Source organism: Actinocatenispora comari (genome assembly GCF_017312725.1).
Taxonomy (GTDB): Bacteria; Actinomycetota; Actinomycetes; order Mycobacteriales; family Micromonosporaceae; genus Actinocatenispora; species Actinocatenispora comari.
This window is the reverse complement of the sequence record NZ_BOPO01000004.1, coordinates 120,413-140,838: the sequence shown is the minus strand read 5'-3', so window position 1 is coordinate 140,838 and position 20,426 is coordinate 120,413. Positions and strand designations below refer to the sequence as shown.

Below are 20,426 nucleotides of genomic sequence, written 5' to 3'. Positions count from 1 at the left end.
AGACGGCGGCACGCGACCGGCGGGCCGTACGGACGAGGGAGCCGAACCATGACCCAGGTGTTGATCAGCGGGGCGAGCATCGCCGGCCCGGCCCTCGCGTACTGGCTGCGCCGGTACGGGATGGAGGTCACGGTGGTCGAGCGGGCGCCGGCGCTGCGGCCCGGCGGGCAGGGCATCGACGTGCGCGGCGCCGCCCGTACCGTGATCGAGCGGATGGGGCTGATGGACGTGGTGCGTGCCGCGCACACCGGTACCCGGGGCATCGCCAACGTGGACGAACGCAACCGGCGCACCACCGAGATCTCGGCGGAGGCGTTCGGTGACTCCGGCGGCATCGTCGCCGACCTGGAGATCCTGCGCGCCGACCTGTCGAGGATCCTGGTCGACGCGAGCGACGGGGTGGAGTACCTGTTCGACGACACGATCACCGCCCTGGACCAGCACACCGACGGGGTCGACGTGACGTTCGAGCGGGCCGGTGCGCGCCGGTTCGACCTGGTGGTCGGCGCGGACGGGATCTTCTCGGCGACCCGGCGGATCGCGTTTCGCGCCGACGAGTGGCGAATGGCCGACTCCGGGTACCACCGGGCCGTGTTCACCGCGCGCACCTCGCTGCGGCTGGACGGCTGGGAGCTGATGTACTCGATGCCGGCCGGCAACGGCACCACCGGCGGCCGCAACGTGCTGCTGTACCCGGCGCACGGCGAGGCGCGGGCGATGTTCCACTTCGCCTGCGACCCGATCGGCTACGACCGGCGCGACGTCGAGGCGCAGAAGGCGATCGTGGCCCGCACCTTCGCCGGCGAGGGCTGGCAGGTGCCGGAACTGCTCGCCTCGATGGCCGACGCGCCCGACTTCTACTTCGACCGGGTCGGCAAGGTCGAGATGGACCGCTGGTACACGGGCCGGGTGATCCTGCTCGGCGACTCGTGCTTCGCCGGCTCGGTCGGGATGGGCACCTCGATGGCGATCGTCGGTGCGTACGTGCTGGCCGGCGAGCTCGCCGCGGCCGGCGGCGACCACCGCACCGCGTTCGGCGCGTACCAGGCGCGGATGGCCGGCTACGTGGCGGCGAACCGGAAGCCGATGCCGGGCGGGGTCAAGGGTTTCCTGCCCGCCACCACGCGCGGCATCCGGTTGCGGGACTGGTCGATGCGGATGATGACCAAGCTGCCCGGCGGCAGCCTGATGATGGGCGGGATGGACAAGGCGGTGAACGCGATCGACCTGCCGGACCATCCGGCACCGGCCGCCCCCTAAATTGCTTCACCGGTACGAACACCGTTCAACTGCCCGCGGGACGTACTCACTGTCGAGAAAGCAAACCCATCGACCGTGGGCGCGCAGGTTCACGCTGATGGCTCCCAGATACGTTGAGCTGGAACGACGTGCTGGTGAAGTCGGCGGCAGAGTTCAGCCCAGACGGCTCGCGTTTGGGCGGGCCGCCATAGCCCACGGGTCCGTGAGCGGGATGGCTCCGCTCTTGTCCTCGCGTGCGGATGCTCTGAGTTCTGTCGCACCTCGATGGGATGGTTCCTGGTATGCAGTTGCGCTACAACTTCCGGGTGTACCCGACGCCTGGCCAGCAGACAAGGTTCGCGAGGGCGTTCGGGTGTGCCCGGGTGGTGTTCAACGACGCACTGCGCGCACGGCAGATCGCGTGGGAGCAGGGTTTGCCATACGTCTCGGATGGAGAGTTGTCCAAGCGGATCATCACGGCAGCGAAGAAGACCGAGGCCCGTGCCTGGCTGGGTGAGGTCTCGGCGGTGGTGTTACAGCAGGCTCTCGCGGATCTGAACACCGCGTACCGCAACTTCTTTGCCTCAGTCTCGGGCCAGCGCAAGGGCCGCAAGGTCGCGCGGCCAAGGTTTCGTTCCCGCAAGGACAACCGGCAGGCCATCCGGTTCACCAAGAACGCTTCCTTCAGAGTGCTGGACAACGGTCGGCTGCGGCTGCCGAAGATCGGTGACGTGCAGGTGCGCTGGTCACGAACCCTGCCGGCGGATCCGTCCTCGGTGACGATCGTCAAAGACGCGGCGGGCCGGTACTTTGCCTCGTTCGTCGTGCAGGTCACCAACGAACCGCTGCCCCCAGTCGAGCCCGAGGTGGGCATCGACCTGGGGCTCACCCATTTCGCGGTGTTGTCGGATGGTAGGAAGGTCACGGCGCCAAGGTTCCTGCGTCGAGCAGGACGCAAGCTGAAACGGCTGCAACAGGCTATTTCGCGCAAGCAGCGGGGCAGCAACAACCGGAAGAAGGCTGTGATGAAGGTCGCGCGGGCGCATGCCCGGGTGGCCGACAGCCGGCGGGACTGGCAGCACAAGTTGTCCACGGCGATCATCCGCGACAACCAAGCGGTGTATGTCGAGGACCTGTGCGTGGCCGGTCTGGGCCGGACTCGGCTGGCGAAGTCGGTACACGATGCAGGATGGGCCAGCTTCATCGCGATGTTGGAGTACAAGGCCGCCAGATATGGGCGGACCTTCGCCCGGATCGACCGGTTCACGCCCACGTCGCAGACGTGCTCGATGTGCGGTCGACTGGATGGGCCCAAACCGCTGAATGTGCGGTCGTGGACCTGCCTGTGCGGGGCAGTTCATGACCGGGACGTCAACGCGGCGATCAACGTGTTGGCCCAGGGACGCTGGGACAACTCAAACGACCGTGGAGCGCAGGTAAGACCGGCATCCATGCCGGCACAGCGCAGCGAAGCGGTAACCCGCCCGCACGCCGCATGCTCCACACGCGGCGCGGAGGGAATCTTTGTCTTTCAAGGCGGAGAGGACGTCAATTCGACTGGGGTTACCACGACGACGACGGGGACCACGTCGGCTCGGCCGGTCAGCCCTTGATGCAGAGCACCTGGCGCAGCCGCTGGACCACCTCGACCAGGTCCGACTGCTGCGCCATGACCTGATCCAGATCCTTGTACGCGGCCGGGATCTCGTCCACGACGCCGGCGTCCTTGCGGCACTCGATGCCAGCCGTCTGCGCGGCGAGGTCCGCCTCGGTGTAGAGCTGCTTCGCCTTGGTGCGGCTCATCCGGCGGCCCGCGCCGTGCGAGGCGGACAGGAACGCGTCGGCGTTGCCCAGGCCCCGCACGATGTACGAGCCGGTGCCCATCGAGCCGGGGATGATGCCGAGCTCGCCGCGGCCGGCGCGGATCGCGCCCTTGCGGGTCACCAGCAGCTCCACCCCGTCGTACGTCTCCTCGGCCACGTAGTTGTGGTGGCAGGAGATCGGCTCGTCGAACCGGACACCGGGCAGTTCGGTGCGCAGCACGCCGCAGATCAGCGCCAGCATCAGCTCCCGGTTGCGCCGGGCGTACTCCTGGGCCCAGTACAGGTCGCGACGGTAGGCGGCCATCTCCGGCGTACCGGCGACGAACACCGCGAGGTCGCGGTCGGGCAGGTCGGCGTTGTGCGGCAGCTTGCGGGCCACCGCCATGTGCCGCTCGGCGAGCTCCTTGCCGATGTTGCGGGAGCCGGAGTGCAGCAGCAGCCAGACCGAATCCGACGTATCTATACAAAGCTCACCAAAGTGATTCCCGCCACCCAGCGTGCCGAGCTGCTTCATCGCTCGTGCCTGCCGGTTCTGCACCCCCGGGTGCAGGTCGTCGAACCGGCGCCAGAACTCCGCCCAGCCCGCGGTCGGTACGCCCCACAGCCGGTGCGGATCGACCGGCTCGTCGTGCGCGGCGAAGCCGACCGGTACGGCCGCCTCCAGCGCCGAGCGCAGCGAACGGAGGTCGTCCGGCAGTTGCGCGGCGGTCAGCGAGGTGCGCACCGCGGACATCCCGCACCCGATGTCGACACCGACCGCGGCCGGCGCCACCGCCTGCCGCATCGCGATCACCGAGCCGACCGTCGCACCCTTGCCCAGGTGCACGTCCGGCATCACCGCGATCCCGTGCACCCACGGCAGAGCGCCGATGTTGCGCAGCTGGCGCAGGGCACCGTTGTCCACAGTGGACGGATCGGTCCACATGCGCACCGGCGCGGCGGTGCCGGGCAGCAACGAGTACGACATGACGGGCTCCTGAAGTCGGTACGGCCGGGCGCCGGTGCTGCGTGTCCGGCGGCGCGGCGGGTCGGTACGAGGATGCCGAGCCGATGGCGCGCTGGCAACGCGATTTGTCGGACCGAGCGCCGTTTCGGCCGCCCGGCGCGGGTTGCAGTCGCAGCGGGCGTCGGTACGGCCCGGGCGGGCGCCCCGCAGCGTGGGATGGGTGGTTACCTGCCGAGGCCCGTCGTTCCCGGTGGGGGAGGATGGCGGGATGGTCGAGACGCAGGATCTGGTGGCGGCGCTGGCGCGGGCCGGGGTGCCCGAGGTGGACGCCTCCGCCCGCCGCCGCGCCGAGTACTCCACCGACGCCTCGCTGTACCGGGTGCCGCCGGCGGCGGTGGCCTTCCCCCGGCACACCGACGAGGTCGCCGCGGTGCTGTCGGTCTGCCGCGAGCTGGGGGTACCGCTGACCGCCCGTGGCGCCGGTACCTCGATCGCCGGCAACGCGGTCGGCACCGGTCTGGTGCTCGACTTCTCCCGGCACCTGAACCGGATCGAGTCGGTCGATCCGGACGCCCGTACCGCCGTGGTGCAGCCCGGCGTGGTGCTCGACCAGCTGCAGCGCGAGGTCGCGGCGCACCGGCTGCGGTTCGGGCCGGAACCGTCGACGCACAGCCGCTGCACGTTCGGCGGCATGATCGGCAACAACTCCTGCGGCTCCCGCGCCCTGGCGTACGGGCGGACCGCGGACAGCGTGCTCGACCTCGACGTGCTGGCCGGTACCGGGGAGCGGCTCACCGCGACCCGGGGCGCCGACCCGGCGTCCTCGCCGCTGCTGACCGCGCTGCACCGGGTCACCCGGGAGCACCTGGCCACCATCCGTACCGAGCTGGGCCGGTTCGGCCGGCAGGTGTCCGGCTACTCGCTCGAGCACCTGCTGCCGGAGCACGACTTCGACGTGGCGCGCGCCCTGGTCGGTACCGAGGGGGGCTGCGCGGTGCTGCTGCGCGGCACCGTCTCGCTGGTACCGGTGCCGCCGGCGACGATCCTGGTCGCGCTCGGCTACCCGAGCATGGCCGAGGCCGCCGACGCGGTACCGGGGCTGCTGCCGCACCAGCCGATCGCGCTGGAGGGCCTCGACATCCGGATCGTCGACGTGGTGCGCACCCGGCGCGGTGCGGGCGCCGTACCGCCGCTGCCGGCCGGGGAGGGCTGGCTGTTCGCCGAGCTGGCCGGCGAGTCCCCGGCGGAGCTGGAGGCGGCCGCGGCCGCGCTGATCGCCGACGCCGGTGCGCTGGACGCGGCGGTGGTGGCGGACGCGGCGGCGGTGTGGCGGATCCGGGAGGCGGGCGCCGCGCTGTCCCAGCGCTCGGTGGACAACCGCCCGGCGTACGCGGGCTGGGAGGACTCGGCGGTGCCGCCGGAGAAGCTCGGCGGGTACCTGCGCGAGTTCGACGAGCTGCTGGCCGCGCAGGGCCTGTCCGGCATGCCGTACGGGCACTTCGGCGACGGCTGCCTGCACGTGCGGATCGACTTTCCGCTGTCCGAGGGCGAGTCCGGGGTGCGCCGGTTCCGGGAGTTCCTGACCGAGGCGGCGAAGCTGGTCGCCTCCTACGGCGGGTCGATGTCCGGCGAGCACGGGGACGGGCGGGCCCGCGGCGAGCTGCTGCCGCTGATGTACTCGCCGGCCGCGCTGTCGGCGTTCGCCGCGGTCAAGGACGTGTTCGACCCGGACGGCGTGCTCAACCCCGGGGTGATCGTGCGGCCCAGCCCGGTCGACGCCGACCTGCGGGTACCGGCCGCCCGCCGGGTCACCGAGCCGCTGGCGCTGGCGTACCGGCACGACCACGGCGACTTCGGGACCGCGGTGCACCGGTGTACCGGGGTGGGGGTCTGCCGGGCCGACAACACCGGCGGCGGTGGCGTGATGTGCCCGTCGTACGTGGCGACCCGGGACGAGAAGGACTCGACCCGGGGCCGGTCCCGGGTGCTGCAGGAGATGCTGAACGGCACGGTGGTGCGCGACGGCTGGCGCTCGCCGGAGGTGCACGAGGCGCTCGATCTGTGCCTGTCCTGCAAGGGATGCGCGAGCGACTGCCCGGCCGGGGTGGACATGGCGAGCTACAAGGCCGAGGTGCTGCACCAGTCGTACCGGCGGCGGCTGCGGCCGGTGTCGCACTACACGCTGGGGATGCTGCCGCGGTGGTCGAGGCTGGCCTCGCGGGTGCCGGCGCTGGCGAACGCCGCGCTGGCCGCGCCCGGGGTGGCGTCGGTGGCGAAGCGGCTGGCCGGGGTGGACACCCGGCGCTCGGTGCCGCGGTTCGCCGCGCGCACGTTCCGGCACTGGTTCGACCACCGTCCACAGCGGACGGACGGGGATCCGGTGCTGCTGTGGGTGGACACGTTCACCAACCACTTCTCCCCGGCGGTCGGTGCGGCCGCGGTCCGGGTGCTGGAGCGGGCCGGGTTCGCGGTGCGGCTGTCGGATCCGGGCCTGTGCTGCGGGCTGACCTGGATCTCCACCGGCCAGCTGGACGCGGCGAAGCGCATCCTGCGCCGCTCGGTGGCCCACCTCGCGCCGCACGCCCGCGCCGGCGTACCGATCGTGGGGCTGGAGCCGTCGTGCACCGCGGTGCTGCGCGGCGACGCGGTGGAGCTGCTCGACCACGACGTCGCCCGCCGGGTCGCGGACGCCAGCCACACGCTCGCCGAGCTGCTCGGCGAGCGGCCCGGCTGGCGGCCGCCGGACCTGTCCGGAGTCGAGGTGCTCGCCCAGCCGCACTGCCACCAGCACGCGGTCATGGGCTGGGACGCCGACCGGGCGCTGCTGGAACGGGCCGGCGCGGCGGTGCGCTCGGTCGGCGGCTGCTGCGGCCTGGCCGGCAACTTCGGGATGGAACGCGGCCACTACGAGGTGTCGGTCGCGGTGGCCGAGTCCGCGCTGCTGCCCGCGGTCCGCGACGCCGCCGACGACACCGTGCTGCTCGCCGACGGCTTCTCCTGCCGTACCCAACTGGCCGACCTCGCCGATCGCTCCGGCCGGCACCTGGCCGAGCTGCTCGACGAGCGCGACGCCGCGGACCGCTGAGCCGCGACGCGGACACTGGCACGGTGAAACCGGCCGTACCGAAGGGTCTCGGTGCGGCCGGTTTCGGCTGTGCTCAGGCGAACTTGCGCCGGTAGACGACCATCGCCGCGGCGTACGCGGCGAGCAGGATGCCGACGCACCAGGCGAGCGCGATCCAGATGTCGTGGCCGACCGGCTGGCGCTCCAGCAGCGCCCGCAGCGCGTTCACGATCGAGGTCACCGGCTGGTTCTCCGCGAACGCCCGGACCGGGCCGGGCATCGAGTCGGTGGGCACGAACGCCGAGCTGACGAACGGCAGGAAGATGATCGGGTAGGAGAACGCGGTCGCCCCGTCCGGGGACGACGCGGACAGCCCGGCGATCACCGCGATCCAGGTCAGCGCGAGGGTGAACAGCACCAGGATGCCGACCACGGCGAGCCAGGCCAGCACCCCGGCCGAGGTGCGGAACCCGATGGCGAAGCCGACCCCGATGATGACCGCCACCGAGACCAGGTTGGACACCAGCGAGGTCAGTACGTGGCCCCACAGCACCGACGAGCGGGCGATCGGCATCGAATGGAACCGTTCGAAGATGCCGCCCTTCAGATCGTTGAACAGCCGGAAGGCGGTGTACGAGATGCCGCTCGCGATCGCGATCAGCAGGATGCCCGGCATCAGGTAGTTGACGTAGTGGTCGGTGCCGGCCTGGATCGCGCCGCCGAACACGAAGACGAACAGCAGCATGAACCCGATCGGCATGATCGTGACGGTGATGATGGTGTCCAGGCTGCGGGTGATGTGCCGCATCGAGCGGCCGAGCATCACCCCGGTGTCGCTGAGCGTGCGTGCGGTCATGACTGCTCCTGCTTCTGGTGGTTGGTCTTGTCGCCGTCGACGATCGCCAGGAAGATCTCTTCCAGCGTGGGCTGCCGCTCCACGTACTCCACCTGCGCCGGCGGCAGGAGTTTCCGCAGCTCGGCGAGGGTGCCGGAGACGATGATGGTGCCCTCGTGCAGGATCGCGATGCGGTCCGCGAGCTTCTCCGCCTCGTCCAGGTACTGGGTGGTCAGCAGCACCGTGGTGCCGCTGTCGGCGAGGTCCTGGATCACCTGCCAGACCTCCAGCCGGGCCTGCGGGTCCAGTCCGGTACTGGGCTCGTCGAGGAAGACGACCGGCGGGTCGCCGATGAGGCTCATCGCGATGTCCAGCCGGCGCCGCATGCCGCCGGAGTAGGTCGCCACCCGGCGCCCGCCCGCCTCGGTGAGCCGGAACCGGGCGAGCAGGTCGTCGGCCACCTTCCTGGGGTCGGCCACCCGCCGCAGCCGGGCGATCATCACCAGGTTCTCCCGGCCGGTGAGGATCTCGTCCACCGCGGCGAACTGCCCGGTGAGGCTGATCGAGTCGCGTACCTTGCCCGCCTGGGTGGTCACGTCGAGCCCGTTGACGGTGGCCACCCCGTCGTCGAGTGGCAGCAGGGTGGCGAGGATGCGGACCACGGTGGTCTTGCCGGCGCCGTTGGAGCCGAGCAGCGCGAAGATGCTCCCGCGCGGTACCTCGAAGTCGACGCCCTTGAGCACCTGCAGTTTCTGGTAGGACTTGCGCAGTCCGTTGACCTGGATAGCCGGCGCAGCAGTCATCGCCCCGACTCCTTTCTGGTTGGTCAGGTTCGTGGGAGGGTGGTGGGTCAGGCCCGCAGCAGCGTGATGTCGCCGTACGAGGTGCGGCACCGCACGGTGACCACCTCGTCGGACGGCGCCGGGCCGTCGGAGCTGTCCAGCGTGTTGTCGATCCGGCCGAACTTCGTCTCCAGGTCGAGCTTCGCGGCACTGCCCTCGGCCAGCCCGATCCGGACGTTGCCGAACCCGGTCTCGGCGTCGACCCGGCCGCGGATCGCCCGGTCCACCCGGACCGACCCCGCCGAGGTACGCGCCTGCACGTTGCCGCCCGCGTCGCCGACCGAGACGTCGCCGTTGGACGAGCGGACCTGCACGTCGCCGGTGACCGAGTCGACCTCGGTCGTACCGTTGGAGTTCTTGACGATCGCGTTGCCGCCGAGCGCGCCGATCCGGATGGCGCCGGAGGCGGTGGACACCTCGGCGGTGCCGTCGATGCGGCCGATGCCGATGTCCCCGACCGTACGGGCGCGCAGCGCACCGGTGCGCTCCAGCCGCAGCCGACCGGTACCGGACTTGACCTGGCAGTCGCCGAGCGTGCCGGTGGTGACGACGTCGCCCATCGAGGCGCTGCTGCGCACCGTGGATCCGGCGGGCAGCTCGATCGTCACGTCGACCGACCAGGTCTTGTTGCTCCAGGAGATCCAGTTGCGCAGCCGGGTACTGCGGATGCGCAGCTCGCCGTCGGTGAACTCGACCCGGGCCTGTTCGGCGGCGCGGACGTTCGACTCGTCGTCCGGGTTGGTCGGGACCACCTCGACGACGGTGGTGTCGCGATCGGTGGCGTGCACGGTGAGGTTGCCGACGAACAGTTCGGCGGTCACCGCGATCGGCTCGGGTGTGTCGTAGCTGGGCATGGTGGGCTCCGTTGCGGGGTCGTGGTGGGCGGTGCGGGTGTCAGCGCACCCAGCCGGTCTGTCGTCGGCGCCCACCGCGGCCGGTGGACGAGTGCAGGGTCGGCTGGTCGGGCTCCTCCGCGGCCAGCGCGGCGTTGGCGGCCCGGGCCAGCCAGGAGTTGGCGGACCTGCCCTGGCGTGCCGCGGCCCGCTCGATGCGGGTCTTGAGCTGCTCGGACAGCCGCAGGTTGAGCCGGGCCATCGGTCCGTCGTCGGTGTCGTCGGCGCCGGATGCCGGCACCGCCACCGGCGGCGGCGGCTCCGCCGCGGTGGGCTCGGCGGTCGGCACGGTCACCGCGAACTCCGGCTCGCCGGCCCGCAGCCGCACCTCGACCGACCCGGGCGCGAGGTCCTGGGTGATCTCGGCCGCGGCGGCGGACAGCGCGTCCAGCAGGGCCAGCCGCGCGGCCGGCTCCAGCGTCACGACCAGCCGGTCGAGGAACGCGCGGGCGGCGGGATCCCCGGTCTCGGCCACGGCCACGAGCTGGTCGTGCAGCTGCCGTACATAGGTGCTCAACTCCATGACGTCAGCATGGCACAGGAGTGACGTCGTCGCAAGTGCCATCTTGGCACCCGCCTGGCCCTTGGCTCGCCGTAGCGCCATCGCGTAGGAGCCTTCCACTCTCGCCGAGATCCGAGCTGGGCGACGTTTTCGCAGGTAGGAGAGTGATGTGCAGCTGCTCGGGGAGCGTGTCCGGTGCTGGTGAGTGCCGCGGCACAAGCATGGCACCGAATGGCACCGATGATCAGGTCGAGGTGCCGGCGTACCGGCAGAGCGGTGTCGCGGCTGGCCGATCCGGACCGGGTCGTACCGTTGCGCCGTGCAGACGAACATTCGGCCGCGCCGCGACGACGACCTGCCCGGCTGCGTCGCCGCGCTGCGCATCGTGCAGCGGCAGGACTCGTACCCGCTGGTCTGGCCGGCCGACCCGGTCGGCTGGCTGTGCCCGAAGGGCGTGCTCGACGCCTGGGTGTGCACCGCCGACGACGAGGTGGTCGGCCAGCTGCTGCTGCGCGACGGCGGCGACCTGGAGCTGCGCGACACCGTCGCCGGCGCGGCCGGGCTGCCGGCCGACCGGCTGGCGAGCGTCAGCCGGCTGTTCGTGGCGCCACGGGCTCGCGGTACCGGCCTGGCCGCGCGGCTGATCGACACCGCCATCGCCACCGCGGCCGCACAGGGTCGCCGCTGCGCGTTGGACGTGCTGGACGCCCGCTGGGGTGGCCCGACCGCCCTGTACGAGCGGCTCGGCTGGCGCCGGGTCGCCACCACGTCCGCGTCCTGGTGGTCCGGCCCGGACGCCGAGCGCCCGGTCGTGCACAGCTACCTCGCGCCGGACCGCGCCTCGATCCCCGCCTGACCGGCCGGCGGGTTCGGCCAGCGGCCGACACCGCGATGTCGCCGCGTGCGCCACTGCGGGCGGGGTCGGCGCGCGTGCGTGTGCGGGGTCGGCTCGGTGCGTGTGCGTGTGCGGGTGCGGGTCGGGTCGGTGCGTGTGCGGGTCGGCTCGGTGGTGGCGCTGGTGGGTTCAGCGTCTGCGCAGCTCGGCGAAGCGGCGCTGCACGTCGGCGACGAACCAGTCCGGTACCTGGCCGGTGGCCCGCAGCCGCGCGCGCTCGTCCTTGCTCAGCGTGCGCGCCGCGTCGTCCACCGCGAAGGCGTAGTCGCCGAGCTTGTCGCTCATCGCGTCGCGCTGCTCGTCGTTCACCATTCCGCCGGCGGAGCGGCGCCGCATCGACCCCAGTACCAGCAGGACGACGCCGAGCACGCCGCGCTTGCGGGACACCTTGCCGAAGTGGTCGCGGACGGCGAGCCAGGCGAGCCGTTCGTCGGTGAGTCGGTGCGTCGGTTGCGACATCGGGAACCTTTCTGGATGAGAGCGACGTGAGGGTACCGGTGGGCCCAGTCGGCCGGATACCACCGTTCGGCCGATGTGTCGGGTCGAAGCGCCGTTGAGCGCCCGCTGGCCGGCGTTCTGGCGAGGGGCTCGCTGGTTGTGGAAACAATCAACAGATGATGAAGGATTGACCGCTACCCGGATGGCCAGGATTGGGGTCAGTAATGGATTTGACCCGGAAGGCGGTTCCGCAGATAGTAAACGGATGCGTAACAAGTCGAGCGAGGATGTGCCCGCGGTGCCGGTGCGGCGGGTCGCCGGGCTGTTCGTCGGGTACCGGCGGCGACTGGTCGGGCTGGTCGCGCTCGTGGTGCTGCAGGCGGGCGTGAGCGTCAGCGCCCCGTTCCTGCTGCGGGAGATCCTGGACCGGGCGATCCCCGCGCGCGACGTGCCGTTGCTGAGCCTGCTCGCGCTCGGCATGCTCGCCTCGGCCGCCGGTACCGCGGTGCTGTCGGCGGTCACCAACCGGCTGTCGAACGTGATCGGCCAGGGCATCATGCACGACGTCCGGGTCGCCGTGTACGGGCAGCTGCAACGGATGTCGCTCGGCTGGTTCACCAAGACCCGCGCCGGTGACACGCTGTCCCGGATCACCAGCGACATCGCCGGCGTCGACGCGGTACTGACCAACACCGTCACCGCGATGGTCCAAAGTGGAGTGTCGGCGCTCGCGGTGGCGGTCGCCCTGGTGGTGCTCAACTGGCAGCTGGCGCTGGTCGCGCTCGTGGTGGTGCCGGGGATGCTGCTGCTCACCCCGCGGCTGGGCCGGCGCCGGCGGGCCGTGGCCGGCAGCCGGCAACGGCGGATGAGCGGGCTGACCTCGCTGATCACCGAGTCGCTGTCGGTGTCCGGCATCCTGCTCGCGAAGACGATGGGCAACCGGGACGAGCTGCGCGACCGGTTCGCGGCCGAGTCCCGCGAGGTGTCCCGGCTGGAGATCGCCGCGTCGATGATGGGCCGCTGGTCGACCGCGTCCCGCCGGGCCAGCCTGGTCGCCGTGCCGGCCGTCGTGTACTGGCTGGCCGGCGTCCAGTTCGCGCACGGCATCCACCCGAGCACGCTGGGCACCGTGGTCGCCTTCACCAGCATGCTGAACCGGCTGGTCGCACCGATCGGCACCATGCAGGGCATCGGCGCCGGCGTGTCCACCTCGATGGCGCTGTTCGGCCGCATCTTCGAGGTACTCGACCTGCCCGTCGAGGTCGCCGACGCGCCCGGCGCGACCCCGCTGCGGGTCACCGGCCGCGCCGAGGTCGCGCTGCGCGACGTGTGGTTCCGCTACGACGGCCACGGCACCTCCGCCGGCAACGACGAGGCCAGCAACGACGGCGGTGCCGGCAACCGAGGTGTCGCCAGCGGCGGTGGCGGCGGGTGGACGTTGCGCGGGATCGACTTGACCGTACCGGCCGGGCGGCGGCTGGCGATCGTCGGCGCCACCGGCTCCGGCAAGACCAGCGTCGCGTACCTGATCGCCCGGCTCTACGACCCGCAGCGCGGCACGGTGACGATCGACGGCACCGACGTGCGGGACGTCACGCTCGACTCGCTGGCCGGCGTGGTCGGGCTGGTGTCGCAGGAGACCTACCTGTTCCACGACACGGTGGCGGCGAACCTGCGCTTCGCCCGGCCGGACGCCACCGACGCCGACCTGGTCGCCGCCTGCCGGGCGGCCCGCATCCACGACGCGGTCGCGGCGCTGCCCGACGGGTACGACACGGTCGTCGGTGAGCGCGGTTTCCGGTTCTCCGGCGGGGAACGGCAGCGGCTCGCGATCGCCCGGGTGCTGCTGCGCGACCCGCCGGTACTCGTGCTCGACGAGGCGACCAGCGCCCTGGACACCGGTACCGAGCGGGAGGTGCAGCTGGCGCTGGAGGTGGCCGCCGCCGGACGCACCACGATCGCGATCGCGCACCGGTTGTCCACCGTCCGCGACGCCGACGAGATCGTGGTGCTGGACGCCGGTACGGTCGTCGAGCGCGGCCGGCACGCCGACCTGGTCGCCGCCGGCGGCCGGTACGCCTCGCTCGTCGCCGTCGCCGACCACCCCGCCGTGCCCTGACCGGTCCCGGCGCGCCCGCGTTCCGGCGGCGCGCCGGGCCGGCGGATAGGCTCGCGGCATGGCGAGGGTCGGGACGGATCGGGCCAGCGTGGCGGCGGCGGACCGGGTGCTGGCCGGGGTGAGCCGGCTCGGCAGCCGGATGCGCGTCGAGCGGCCGCGTACCGGCCTGTCGCTGGCGGTGCTCGGCGTGTTGCTGCGGCTGTCGGTGCGCGGCACCATGACGACCGGCGCGCTGGCCGCCTCGCTGCGGGTGGCGCCGCAGTCGATGACCCGGATCGTGGCGGGCATGGCCGAGAACGGGCTGATCGACCGCAGCGCCGACCCGGACGACCGGCGCCAGATCCTGGTCTCGATGACCGAGGCCGGTCGCCGCGTGTTCGACGAGGACACCCGGACCCGGCGGGCCTGGCTCGCGGCGGCGATGGACGCCGAGCTGACCACCGCCGAGCGGGACCTGCTGCGGATCGCCGGCGACCTGATGGTCCGGCTCGCCGACTGGCAGCCGCCGACCGACTGACCCGAGCGCCCGTACCGGCACGAAACGGGTGATACCCGCGCGTCGACCAGGCCTTTCGGTCGCGGATCCGGCCGGTACCGGACGGCCGGGACGGGCAGCGGGGTGGGCGCCGGCGCGGGTGCGGGCGCGGCGCGGCAGGATGGAGGCGGCGCGTGTGGGAGGTGGCCAGGCTCAGATGGCGGGTCGGATCGTGGCGGCGGACATCGCCGCGGTACGGGAACGGGTGTCGATCGTCGAGGTCATCGGCGGCCAGGTGACGCTTCGTCCGGCCGGCGGCGGCAACCTCAAGGGCCTCTGCCCGTTCCACGAGGAGAAGTCGCCGAGCTTCAACGTGACCCCGCAGCGGGGGGTCTTCTACTGCTTCGGCTGCGGCAAGGGCGGTGACGCGATCAGTTTCCTGATGGAGACCGATCACCTCACCTTCTCGGAGTCGGTCGAGCGGCTCGCCGGCATGGTCGGCATCACTCTGCGGTACGAGGAGTCCGGTGACGGTTCGCCCCGGCGCCGGGAGGACACCGGCAGCCGCCGCACCCTGGTCGCCGCGCACGCCGAGGCGGCCGCGTTCTATGCCGAGCAGCTCGGCTCGGCCGGCGCCCGTACCGCCCGGGAGTTCCTGGCGCAGCGCGGGTTCGACCGGGACGCGGCGCTGCGGTTCGGCTGCGGCTTCGCCCCCGACTCGTGGGACGCCCTGGGTAAGCACCTGCGCGCCAAGGGGTACGCGGCGAAGGATCTGATCACCGCCGGACTGATCCGGGAGGCGAGGTCCGGCAACCTGATCGACCGGTTCCGCGGCCGGCTGATCTGGCCGATCCGCGACCTGTCCGGCGACGTCATCGGGTTCGGTGCGCGCAAGCTGTTCGACCACGACGACGGCCCCAAGTACCTGAACACGCCCGAGACGCCGATCTACAAGAAGTCGCACGTGCTGTACGGCATCGACCAGGCGAAACGGGAGATCGCCAAGCAGAACAAGGCGGTCATCGTCGAGGGCTACACCGACGTGATGGCCTGCCACCTCGCCGGCGTGCCGACCGCGGTCGCCACCTGCGGCACCGCGTTCGGCGACGGGCACATCTCGGTGTTGCGGCGGCTGCTGCTGGACTCCGACGCCGGCACGATCGTGTTCACCTTCGACGGCGACGCGGCCGGGCAGAAGGCGGCGCTGCGGGCGTTCGCCGACGACCACAAGTTCGCCGCCCGCAGCATGGTCGCCATCGGTGCGGACAACATGGACCCGTGCGAGCTGCGGCTGGCCAAGGGTGACGCCGCGGTCCGCGACCTGATCGCCGACAGCGAACGGCTGATCAACTTCGCGCTGCGTACCACCGTGCAGGGCTACGACCTGGACAGCGCGGAGGGGCAGGCCGGCGCGCTGCGGGCCGGCGCCCGGATGGTCGCCGACATCAAGCAGCGCGACCTGCGCGACCGGTACGTCGGGTTCCTCGCCCGGCACGTCGGGGTCGACACCGAGGAGGCCCGGGCCGCGGTCGGCGACGCGCTGCGGCACGGCGGCCGGCGGCCCGAGGCCCCGGCGCGGGCGGGCCGCCCCGTCGCCCCCGCGGCGGTACCGAACTCGCGCCGCGCGCTGGTCGAGCGGGAGGCGCTGAAGCTCGCCGTGCAGCACCCGCAGCTCGCCGGCCCGCTGTTCGACGCCGTCGACGCCACCCCGTACGGGCACCCCGTGCACGCCGCGGTCCGGGAGGCGATCGCGGCGGCCGGCGGAGCGGCGAGTGCCGCGGGCGGGCCGACCTGGATCGAGCAGGTCCGGTCCGGCTGCGTCGACCTGGCCGGCCAGGCGCTGGTCACCGAGCTGGCGGTGGAGCCGCTGCGCTACGACGGCGAGCCCGACCCGCGGTACGTGTCGGTCACGCTCGCCTCGCTGCAACTGCCGGTGATCGAGCAGCGGATCAAGGCGGTCAAGTCGAAGCTGCAGCGCACCAATCCGGTCCAGCACAAGGACGAGTACCTGTCGCTGTTCGGCGAGGTGGCCTCGCTGGAGCAGCACGCGCAGGCGCTGCGCGAACAGGCCACCGGGGGGTTGTGATGGGGATTCTCGCGCGCATCCGGCGCAGCCGGCTGCCGGCCGAGGCGAAGCGGCCGTTCGAGGCGGCCGAGCACCTGGTCGCCTGGGCACCGGTCGCCGACGGGTACCCGGCCGACGGCGCCGGCGGGTACCTGGTCGCCACCAACCGCGGGCTGTGGCTGCCCGGCCGGGACGAGCGGCTCGGCTGGCACGAGATCCACAAGGCCACCTGGTCCGGCCGGGAGCTGGTCGTCACGCCGGCGAAGCTGGTCCGGTCCGCGGGCGAGGCGCCGGACGCGCCGGCCGACGTGTTCGCCGACGACGAGACGTCGAGCTACCGGATCGGCGACCCGGGCGAGCTGCCGTACCAGGTCCGGGTCCGGGTGACCAAGAGCGTCGCGTACTCCATCCACCACGAGCTGCCGAACGGCGGCGTGCGGGTGGTGGCCCGGCGCGTCCCCGGCGTGGACGGGCTGCACTGGGCGCTGCGGTACGACGAGGGCACGGTGCTGATCGGGCCGGACCACGACCTGGTCGCCGAGTACCTCGCCCAGGCCCGCAACACCGCCGAAACCGGCTGACCGCCGGTCGGCCCGGCGTCGGTCAGGGAGCGGACCGGCCGGATCCGCGGACTCGACGGGCCAGCAGCCCGCGCGAGGTCAGTCGCGGGGGACCGGGACCACGGTGTCCGCGACCGGGCGCCTCGCGGTCCGGGCCCGGGGCGGCTGCTCGGGGCTCGCCACGCCGAGCCGCAACACCAGGTAGGGCGCGCCCAGCCCGGACAGCACCTCGCGGGCGATCAGCTGCCGGGTGGCCAGTACCTCGATGGGGTCGGAGTAGGGCGACACGGCGAGGCCGAGCCGCACCACGCCCAGCAGTACCGCGCCGAGCGCCTCACCGCCGCGCAGCCAGTGCGCCGGATCGTCCCGGTCGCCGTAGAGCACCGCATACCGCGCGTACCGGTCGGCCAGCGCCGGCTCGTCCGGCAGCGCGGCGTCCCGGTCCGGGGCGAAGTCGCGGATCGGCACCCGCCGCGCCGCCGGCTCCGGCAGTACCCCGGCGGGCAGCCCCTCGCCGCTGTCCAGGTCGCGGTGGGTCCAGTCGTGCAGTTCCCGCCGGTACGCCGGCTCGGACTGCTCGACCTCGCCGGCCCGGCCGACCGCCATCGTCACCGTGGTCACCTGCTCGGGCCGGACCAGGTGCAGGTGCGCCCCGCCGGCGTCGGCCGCCGCGGTCAGCTCCCGCAGCGCCGCCTCGCTCGGCGCCCGGTCGGCGAACGGCCGCCGGTCCATGTGCCGGATCAGCATCGACTGGTAATCGCGGACGCACTCGGCGCTGGGCGCCGTCGCACCGCCCAGCGTGACCCGGGCGAGCAGGTCCTCGTCCTCGAGGTCGGGCAGCCGCACCACGTCCGGCAGGTACCCGGCGGCGCGCAGCGCGACCTGGGCGTGCTGCAGGGCCACCCCGCAGGACAGCGTGAGCGACCGGCCGTCCGGGTCGGTGGCGAGCAGCTGCCGGGTCCGGTCCGCGTACAGCTCGGTGTCGTGCTCGTGCACCAGCCACTGCCACGGCTGCGTGTTGTGGATGGACGGGGCGAGCGAGGCGATCGCCGCCGCCTCGCGCAGGATGGACTGCGGATCCCGTGCCTGACCAGCCATGCGGCCAAGCTACCCAACGACGCCCGCCCGCGTGGCGGTTCCGGCCACCCGGCGCCGCCGGGCCGCGGTGTCGGGGGTGGGCGATAGGGTCGCCGGCATGTCCACTGACCTGATGATCTCGGCGACCGGGCTGGTGAAGCGGTTCGGCTCGTTCACCGCGGTCGCCGGCATCGACGTGGGCGTGCGCGCGGCGAGGCGTTCGGCTTCCTCGGGCCGAACGGCGCGGGCAAGAGCTCCACCATGCGCATGATCGGCTGCGTGTCGCCGCCGTCCGCCGGCAGCCTGCACATCCTCGGGCTGGACGCCGCGACCCACGGCCCGGCGATCCGGTCCCGGCTCGGCGTGGTCCCGCAGCAGGACTCGCTGGACGTCGAGCTGTCGCTGGCCGAGAACCTCACCGTCTACGCCCGCTACTTCGGCATCCCGCGCCAGGTGGCCCGCGACCGGGCCGCCGAGCTGCTGAAGTTCGTCCAGCTGGCCGACCGGGCCGACAGCAAGGTCGAGCCGCTGTCCGGCGGCATGAAGCGGCGGCTGACGATCGCCCGCGCGCTGGTCAACGAGCCCGACCTGGTGCTGCTCGACGAGCCGACCACCGGCCTCGACCCGCAGGCCCGGCACCTGGTCTGGGAGCGGCTCTACCGGCTCAAACAGCGCGGCGTCACGCTGGTGCTGACCACTCACTACATGGACGAGGCCGAGCAGCTGTGCGACCGGCTGGTGGTGATGGACGCCGGCCGCATCGTCGCCGAGGGCTCCCCGTCCCAGCTGATCGCGCGGTACTCCAGCCGCGAGGTGGTGGAGCTGCGGTTCGGGCTGGACGACCTGGCCGGTCCGGCCGGCGCCGAGCTGGTGAAGGCGCTCGAACCGCTGGCCGACCGGATCGAGGCGCTGCCCGACCGGCTGCTGCTCTACACCGACGACGGCGACGCGGCCACGGCCGCGGTGGCGGCCCGCAGCATCGAACCGACCTCGGTGCTGGTGCGCCGCAGCACCCTGGAGGACGTCTTCCTGCACCTGACCGGCCGGACCCTGGTGGACTGATGACGGCCGCCATCGCCGCGCCGGGCCGCGGTGCCCTGCACGTGTTCGCGTACCACCTGATCGGTTACCGCCGCACCTGGTGGGGCACCGCGTTCTCCAGCTTCCTGCTGCCGCTGATCTACCTGGCCGGCATCGGTCTCGGCGTCGGTGGCTACGTCGACCGGGGCCACCAGCTCGGCGTCGACTACCTGAGCTTCCTCGCGCCCGGCGTGCTCGCCGCGACCGGGCTGAGCATCGCCATCGACGAGTCGATGTACCGGGTCTACTCGCAGTTCGCCTGGGACCGCACCTACGAGGGGATGCTGAACACGCCGCTGCGCATCGTCGACATCGTGCTCGGCCAGCTCGCCTTCGTGGTGTTTCGTGCGCTCGTCGCGGTGACGGTGTTCCTGCTGGTGATGGCGGCGTTCGGGACGGTGCACTCGGGCTGGGCGGTCGGCGTGCTGCCCACCGCGATGCTGCTCGCGCTGGCCTGCGCGGCGCCGACGTTCGCGTTCACCGCGACCCAGCACACCGACTCCAGCTTCGCGGTGCTCACCCGGTTCGTGGTGATCCCGGTGCAGCTGTTCTCTGGCGTGTTCTTCCCGATCGCCCAGTTGCCCGCCGGGGTACGGGTCCTCGCCTGGCTCTCGCCGCTGTGGCACGGCGTCGAGGTGTGCCGGTCGCTGACCCTCGGTACCCCGCGGTGGTGGCCGGTGCTCGGGCACCTCGGCTACCTCGCGCTCTGGGCCGCGGTCGGGCTGGTGCTCGCGCACCGAGCGTTCCGTCGCAGGTTGGTGGTCTGATGCTGACCACGCTGCTGTTGCGGGTCTCGCCGCGCCGGGCCGGCGCGGTCGTCGAGCGCAACGTGCTGGTGCACCGCCGCGGCTGGGTGGTGCTCGCCTCCGGCTTCTTCGAGCCGCTGCTCTACCTGCTGTCGCTGGGCATCGGGCTCGGTGCGCTGGTCGGCCGGGTGCCGTTCGCCGGGGAGAGCGTCGCCTATCCGGTGTTCCTCGCTCCGGCGATGCTCGCCGTGCAGGCGATGAACGCGGCGCTGACCGAGACCACGTTCAACGTGTTCGGCAAGCTCAAGTACATGCGGCTGTACGACGCGGTGCTCGCCACCCCGGTCACGCCGCTGGAGCTGGCGCTCGGCGAGATCGGCTGGTGCCTCGCCCGCTCCGGGCTCTACTCCGGGGCGTTCCTCGGGCTGATGGCGCTGCTCGGGCTCACCCCGTCCGGATGGGCGATCCTGGCCTGGCCGGCCGCGGTCCTGATCGGCTTCGCGTTCGCCGCACTGGGCATGGCGCTGACCACGTTCCTGCGCAGCTGGCAGGACTTCGACTACGTGATGATCATCATGATGGTGATGTTCATGTTCGCCGGCACGTTCACCCCGCTCGGTGCGTACCCGGCGTGGGCCCGGCCGCTGGTCGAGCTGACCCCGCTGTACCACGGGGTCACGATCACCCGTGGCCTCTCGCTCGGCCATCTCGATCTCGCTATGCTCGGCCACGCCGCCTACCTGGTCGGCTGCTGCATCCTCGGCCTCTGGGTCGCCGCCCGCCGCCTCGGCCGCCTGCTCCAACCCTGACCGCCGCGCGGGCCTGAT

Annotated in this window: 17 protein-coding genes and 1 pseudogene; 11 read left to right on the top strand and 7 right to left on the bottom strand. The window is 72.4% G+C overall.

The annotated features are described in order from the left end of the window. The first annotated feature begins 48 nt into the window (after positions 1-48). Both NUM_RS02420 and NUM_RS02415 read left to right on the top strand, forming a co-directional pair. On the top strand, positions 49-1,260 hold the full coding sequence (locus tag NUM_RS02420; protein ID WP_207122858.1) for an FAD-dependent monooxygenase: 1,212 nt from the start codon (positions 49-51) through the stop codon (positions 1,258-1,260). Between the two features lie 281 nt (positions 1,261-1,541). Further along, on the top strand, positions 1,542-2,852 hold the full coding sequence (locus tag NUM_RS02415) for an RNA-guided endonuclease InsQ/TnpB family protein (protein WP_207122857.1): 1,311 nt from the start codon (positions 1,542-1,544) through the stop codon (positions 2,850-2,852). Here the strand turns inward: NUM_RS02415 and NUM_RS02410 are convergent. Further along, positions 2,842-4,029 (bottom strand): RtcB family protein, encoded by a 1,188-nt coding sequence (locus tag NUM_RS02410; protein WP_207122856.1) that lies wholly within the window; start codon positions 4,027-4,029, stop codon positions 2,842-2,844. The two genes, NUM_RS02415 and NUM_RS02410, sit on opposite strands and share 11 nt — an antisense overlap. 247 nt (positions 4,030-4,276) lie before the next feature. Between NUM_RS02410 and NUM_RS02405 the strand changes: the two genes are divergently transcribed. Continuing rightward, complete coding sequence (locus tag NUM_RS02405; RefSeq protein ID WP_207122855.1) at positions 4,277-7,093, top strand: FAD-binding and (Fe-S)-binding domain-containing protein; 2,817 nt, start codon at positions 4,277-4,279, stop codon at positions 7,091-7,093. A gap of 73 nt (positions 7,094-7,166) precedes the next feature. Here NUM_RS02405 and NUM_RS02400 read toward each other — a convergent pair whose 3' ends face one another. The 4 genes from NUM_RS02400 to NUM_RS02385 are packed head-to-tail and all read right to left on the bottom strand — an operon-like array spanning position 7,167 to position 10,165. Then, complete coding sequence (locus NUM_RS02400) at positions 7,167-7,928, bottom strand: ABC transporter permease (protein ID WP_207122854.1); 762 nt, start codon at positions 7,926-7,928, stop codon at positions 7,167-7,169. Continuing rightward, positions 7,925-8,710: an ABC transporter ATP-binding protein gene (locus tag NUM_RS02395; RefSeq protein WP_207122853.1), complete on the bottom strand. Its 786-nt coding sequence runs from the start codon at positions 8,708-8,710 to the stop codon at positions 7,925-7,927. Before NUM_RS02395 ends, NUM_RS02400 begins: the two co-directional genes overlap by 4 nt. A 47-nt stretch (positions 8,711-8,757) precedes the next feature. After that, on the bottom strand, positions 8,758-9,603 hold the full coding sequence (locus NUM_RS02390) for a DUF4097 family beta strand repeat-containing protein (RefSeq protein ID WP_207122852.1): 846 nt from the start codon (positions 9,601-9,603) through the stop codon (positions 8,758-8,760). A 40-nt stretch (positions 9,604-9,643) separates the two neighbouring features. Further along, positions 9,644-10,165, bottom strand: coding sequence for a hypothetical protein (locus tag NUM_RS02385; RefSeq protein ID WP_207122851.1), 522 nt, complete (start codon positions 10,163-10,165; stop codon positions 9,644-9,646). Between the two features lie 298 nt (positions 10,166-10,463). Here NUM_RS02385 and NUM_RS02380 point away from each other — a divergent pair, with 298 nt between their 5' ends. Beyond that, positions 10,464-11,000: a GNAT family N-acetyltransferase gene (locus tag NUM_RS02380; RefSeq protein ID WP_207122850.1), complete on the top strand. Its 537-nt coding sequence runs from the start codon at positions 10,464-10,466 to the stop codon at positions 10,998-11,000. A gap of 168 nt (positions 11,001-11,168) precedes the next feature. Here the strand turns inward: NUM_RS02380 and NUM_RS02375 are convergent, their stop codons facing one another. After that, positions 11,169-11,498, bottom strand: a complete 330-nt coding sequence (locus tag NUM_RS02375; protein ID WP_207122849.1) for a hypothetical protein — start codon at positions 11,496-11,498, stop codon at positions 11,169-11,171. A gap of 244 nt (positions 11,499-11,742) precedes the next feature. Here NUM_RS02375 and NUM_RS02370 point away from each other — a divergent pair, with 244 nt between their 5' ends. From NUM_RS02370 to NUM_RS02355, 4 genes are all read left to right on the top strand, one after another. Continuing rightward, positions 11,743-13,596, top strand: coding sequence for an ABC transporter ATP-binding protein (locus NUM_RS02370; protein ID WP_207122848.1), 1,854 nt, complete (start codon positions 11,743-11,745; stop codon positions 13,594-13,596). A 58-nt stretch (positions 13,597-13,654) separates the two neighbouring features. Next, entirely contained in the window at positions 13,655-14,113 is a 459-nt protein-coding gene (locus NUM_RS02365; protein ID WP_207122847.1) for a MarR family transcriptional regulator, read from the top strand. Between the two features lie 175 nt (positions 14,114-14,288). Beyond that, a complete protein-coding gene (gene dnaG, locus NUM_RS02360; RefSeq protein ID WP_207122846.1) occupies positions 14,289-16,157 on the top strand; it encodes a DNA primase in 1,869 nt (622 codons plus the stop codon). After that, positions 16,157-16,717, top strand: coding sequence for a hypothetical protein (locus NUM_RS02355; RefSeq protein WP_207122845.1), 561 nt, complete (start codon positions 16,157-16,159; stop codon positions 16,715-16,717). The genes dnaG and NUM_RS02355 overlap by 1 nt, the downstream gene beginning before the upstream one ends. 78 nt (positions 16,718-16,795) lie before the next feature. Here NUM_RS02355 and NUM_RS02350 read toward each other — a convergent pair whose 3' ends face one another. Beyond that, positions 16,796-17,794, bottom strand: coding sequence for an Acg family FMN-binding oxidoreductase (locus NUM_RS02350; RefSeq protein WP_207122844.1), 999 nt, complete (start codon positions 17,792-17,794; stop codon positions 16,796-16,798). 97 nt (positions 17,795-17,891) lie between these two features. On the opposite strand from NUM_RS02350, the pseudogene NUM_RS02345 reads away from it, so the two are divergent. The 3 genes and pseudogenes from NUM_RS02345 to NUM_RS02335 all read left to right on the top strand — a co-directional run bounded on the left by NUM_RS02345 (position 17,892) and on the right by NUM_RS02335 (position 20,408). Next, positions 17,892-18,835, top strand: a pseudogene (locus NUM_RS02345) (ABC transporter ATP-binding protein). Further along, positions 18,835-19,620 (top strand): ABC transporter permease, encoded by a 786-nt coding sequence (locus NUM_RS02340; RefSeq protein WP_207122843.1) that lies wholly within the window; start codon positions 18,835-18,837, stop codon positions 19,618-19,620. Before NUM_RS02345 ends, NUM_RS02340 begins: the two are co-directional and overlap by 1 nt. Continuing rightward, complete coding sequence (locus tag NUM_RS02335) at positions 19,620-20,408, top strand: ABC transporter permease (protein ID WP_207122842.1); 789 nt, start codon at positions 19,620-19,622, stop codon at positions 20,406-20,408. The genes NUM_RS02340 and NUM_RS02335 overlap by 1 nt, the downstream gene beginning before the upstream one ends. Positions 20,409-20,426 lie beyond the last annotated feature (18 nt).

What these genes read in the sequence shown, in the direction of transcription:
- NUM_RS02365 (WP_207122847.1), top strand. Translation starts at nt 13,655, where the DNA reads ATGGCGAGGGTCGGGACGGATCGGGCCAGCGTGGCGGCGGCGGACCGG.
- NUM_RS02370 (WP_207122848.1), top strand. Translation starts at nt 11,743, where the DNA reads ATGCGTAACAAGTCGAGCGAGGATGTGCCCGCGGTGCCGGTGCGGCGG.
- NUM_RS02415 (WP_207122857.1), top strand. Translation starts at nt 1,542, where the DNA reads ATGCAGTTGCGCTACAACTTCCGGGTGTACCCGACGCCTGGCCAGCAG.
- NUM_RS02355 (WP_207122845.1), top strand. Translation starts at nt 16,157, where the DNA reads ATGGGGATTCTCGCGCGCATCCGGCGCAGCCGGCTGCCGGCCGAGGCG.
- NUM_RS02335 (WP_207122842.1), top strand. Translation starts at nt 19,620, where the DNA reads ATGCTGACCACGCTGCTGTTGCGGGTCTCGCCGCGCCGGGCCGGCGCG.
- NUM_RS02390 (WP_207122852.1), bottom strand. Translation starts at nt 9,603, where the DNA reads ATGCCCAGCTACGACACACCCGAGCCGATCGCGGTGACCGCCGAACTG.
- NUM_RS02395 (WP_207122853.1), bottom strand. Translation starts at nt 8,710, where the DNA reads ATGACTGCTGCGCCGGCTATCCAGGTCAACGGACTGCGCAAGTCCTAC.
- NUM_RS02350 (WP_207122844.1), bottom strand. Translation starts at nt 17,794, where the DNA reads ATGGCTGGTCAGGCACGGGATCCGCAGTCCATCCTGCGCGAGGCGGCG.
- NUM_RS02420 (WP_207122858.1), top strand. Translation starts at nt 49, where the DNA reads ATGACCCAGGTGTTGATCAGCGGGGCGAGCATCGCCGGCCCGGCCCTC.
- NUM_RS02405 (WP_207122855.1), top strand. Translation starts at nt 4,277, where the DNA reads ATGGTCGAGACGCAGGATCTGGTGGCGGCGCTGGCGCGGGCCGGGGTG.
- NUM_RS02400 (WP_207122854.1), bottom strand. Translation starts at nt 7,928, where the DNA reads ATGACCGCACGCACGCTCAGCGACACCGGGGTGATGCTCGGCCGCTCG.
- NUM_RS02340 (WP_207122843.1), top strand. Translation starts at nt 18,835, where the DNA reads ATGACGGCCGCCATCGCCGCGCCGGGCCGCGGTGCCCTGCACGTGTTC.
- NUM_RS02410 (WP_207122856.1), bottom strand. Translation starts at nt 4,029, where the DNA reads ATGTCGTACTCGTTGCTGCCCGGCACCGCCGCGCCGGTGCGCATGTGG.
- dnaG (WP_207122846.1), top strand. Translation starts at nt 14,289, where the DNA reads ATGGCGGGTCGGATCGTGGCGGCGGACATCGCCGCGGTACGGGAACGG.
- NUM_RS02385 (WP_207122851.1), bottom strand. Translation starts at nt 10,165, where the DNA reads ATGGAGTTGAGCACCTATGTACGGCAGCTGCACGACCAGCTCGTGGCC.
- NUM_RS02375 (WP_207122849.1), bottom strand. Translation starts at nt 11,498, where the DNA reads ATGTCGCAACCGACGCACCGACTCACCGACGAACGGCTCGCCTGGCTC.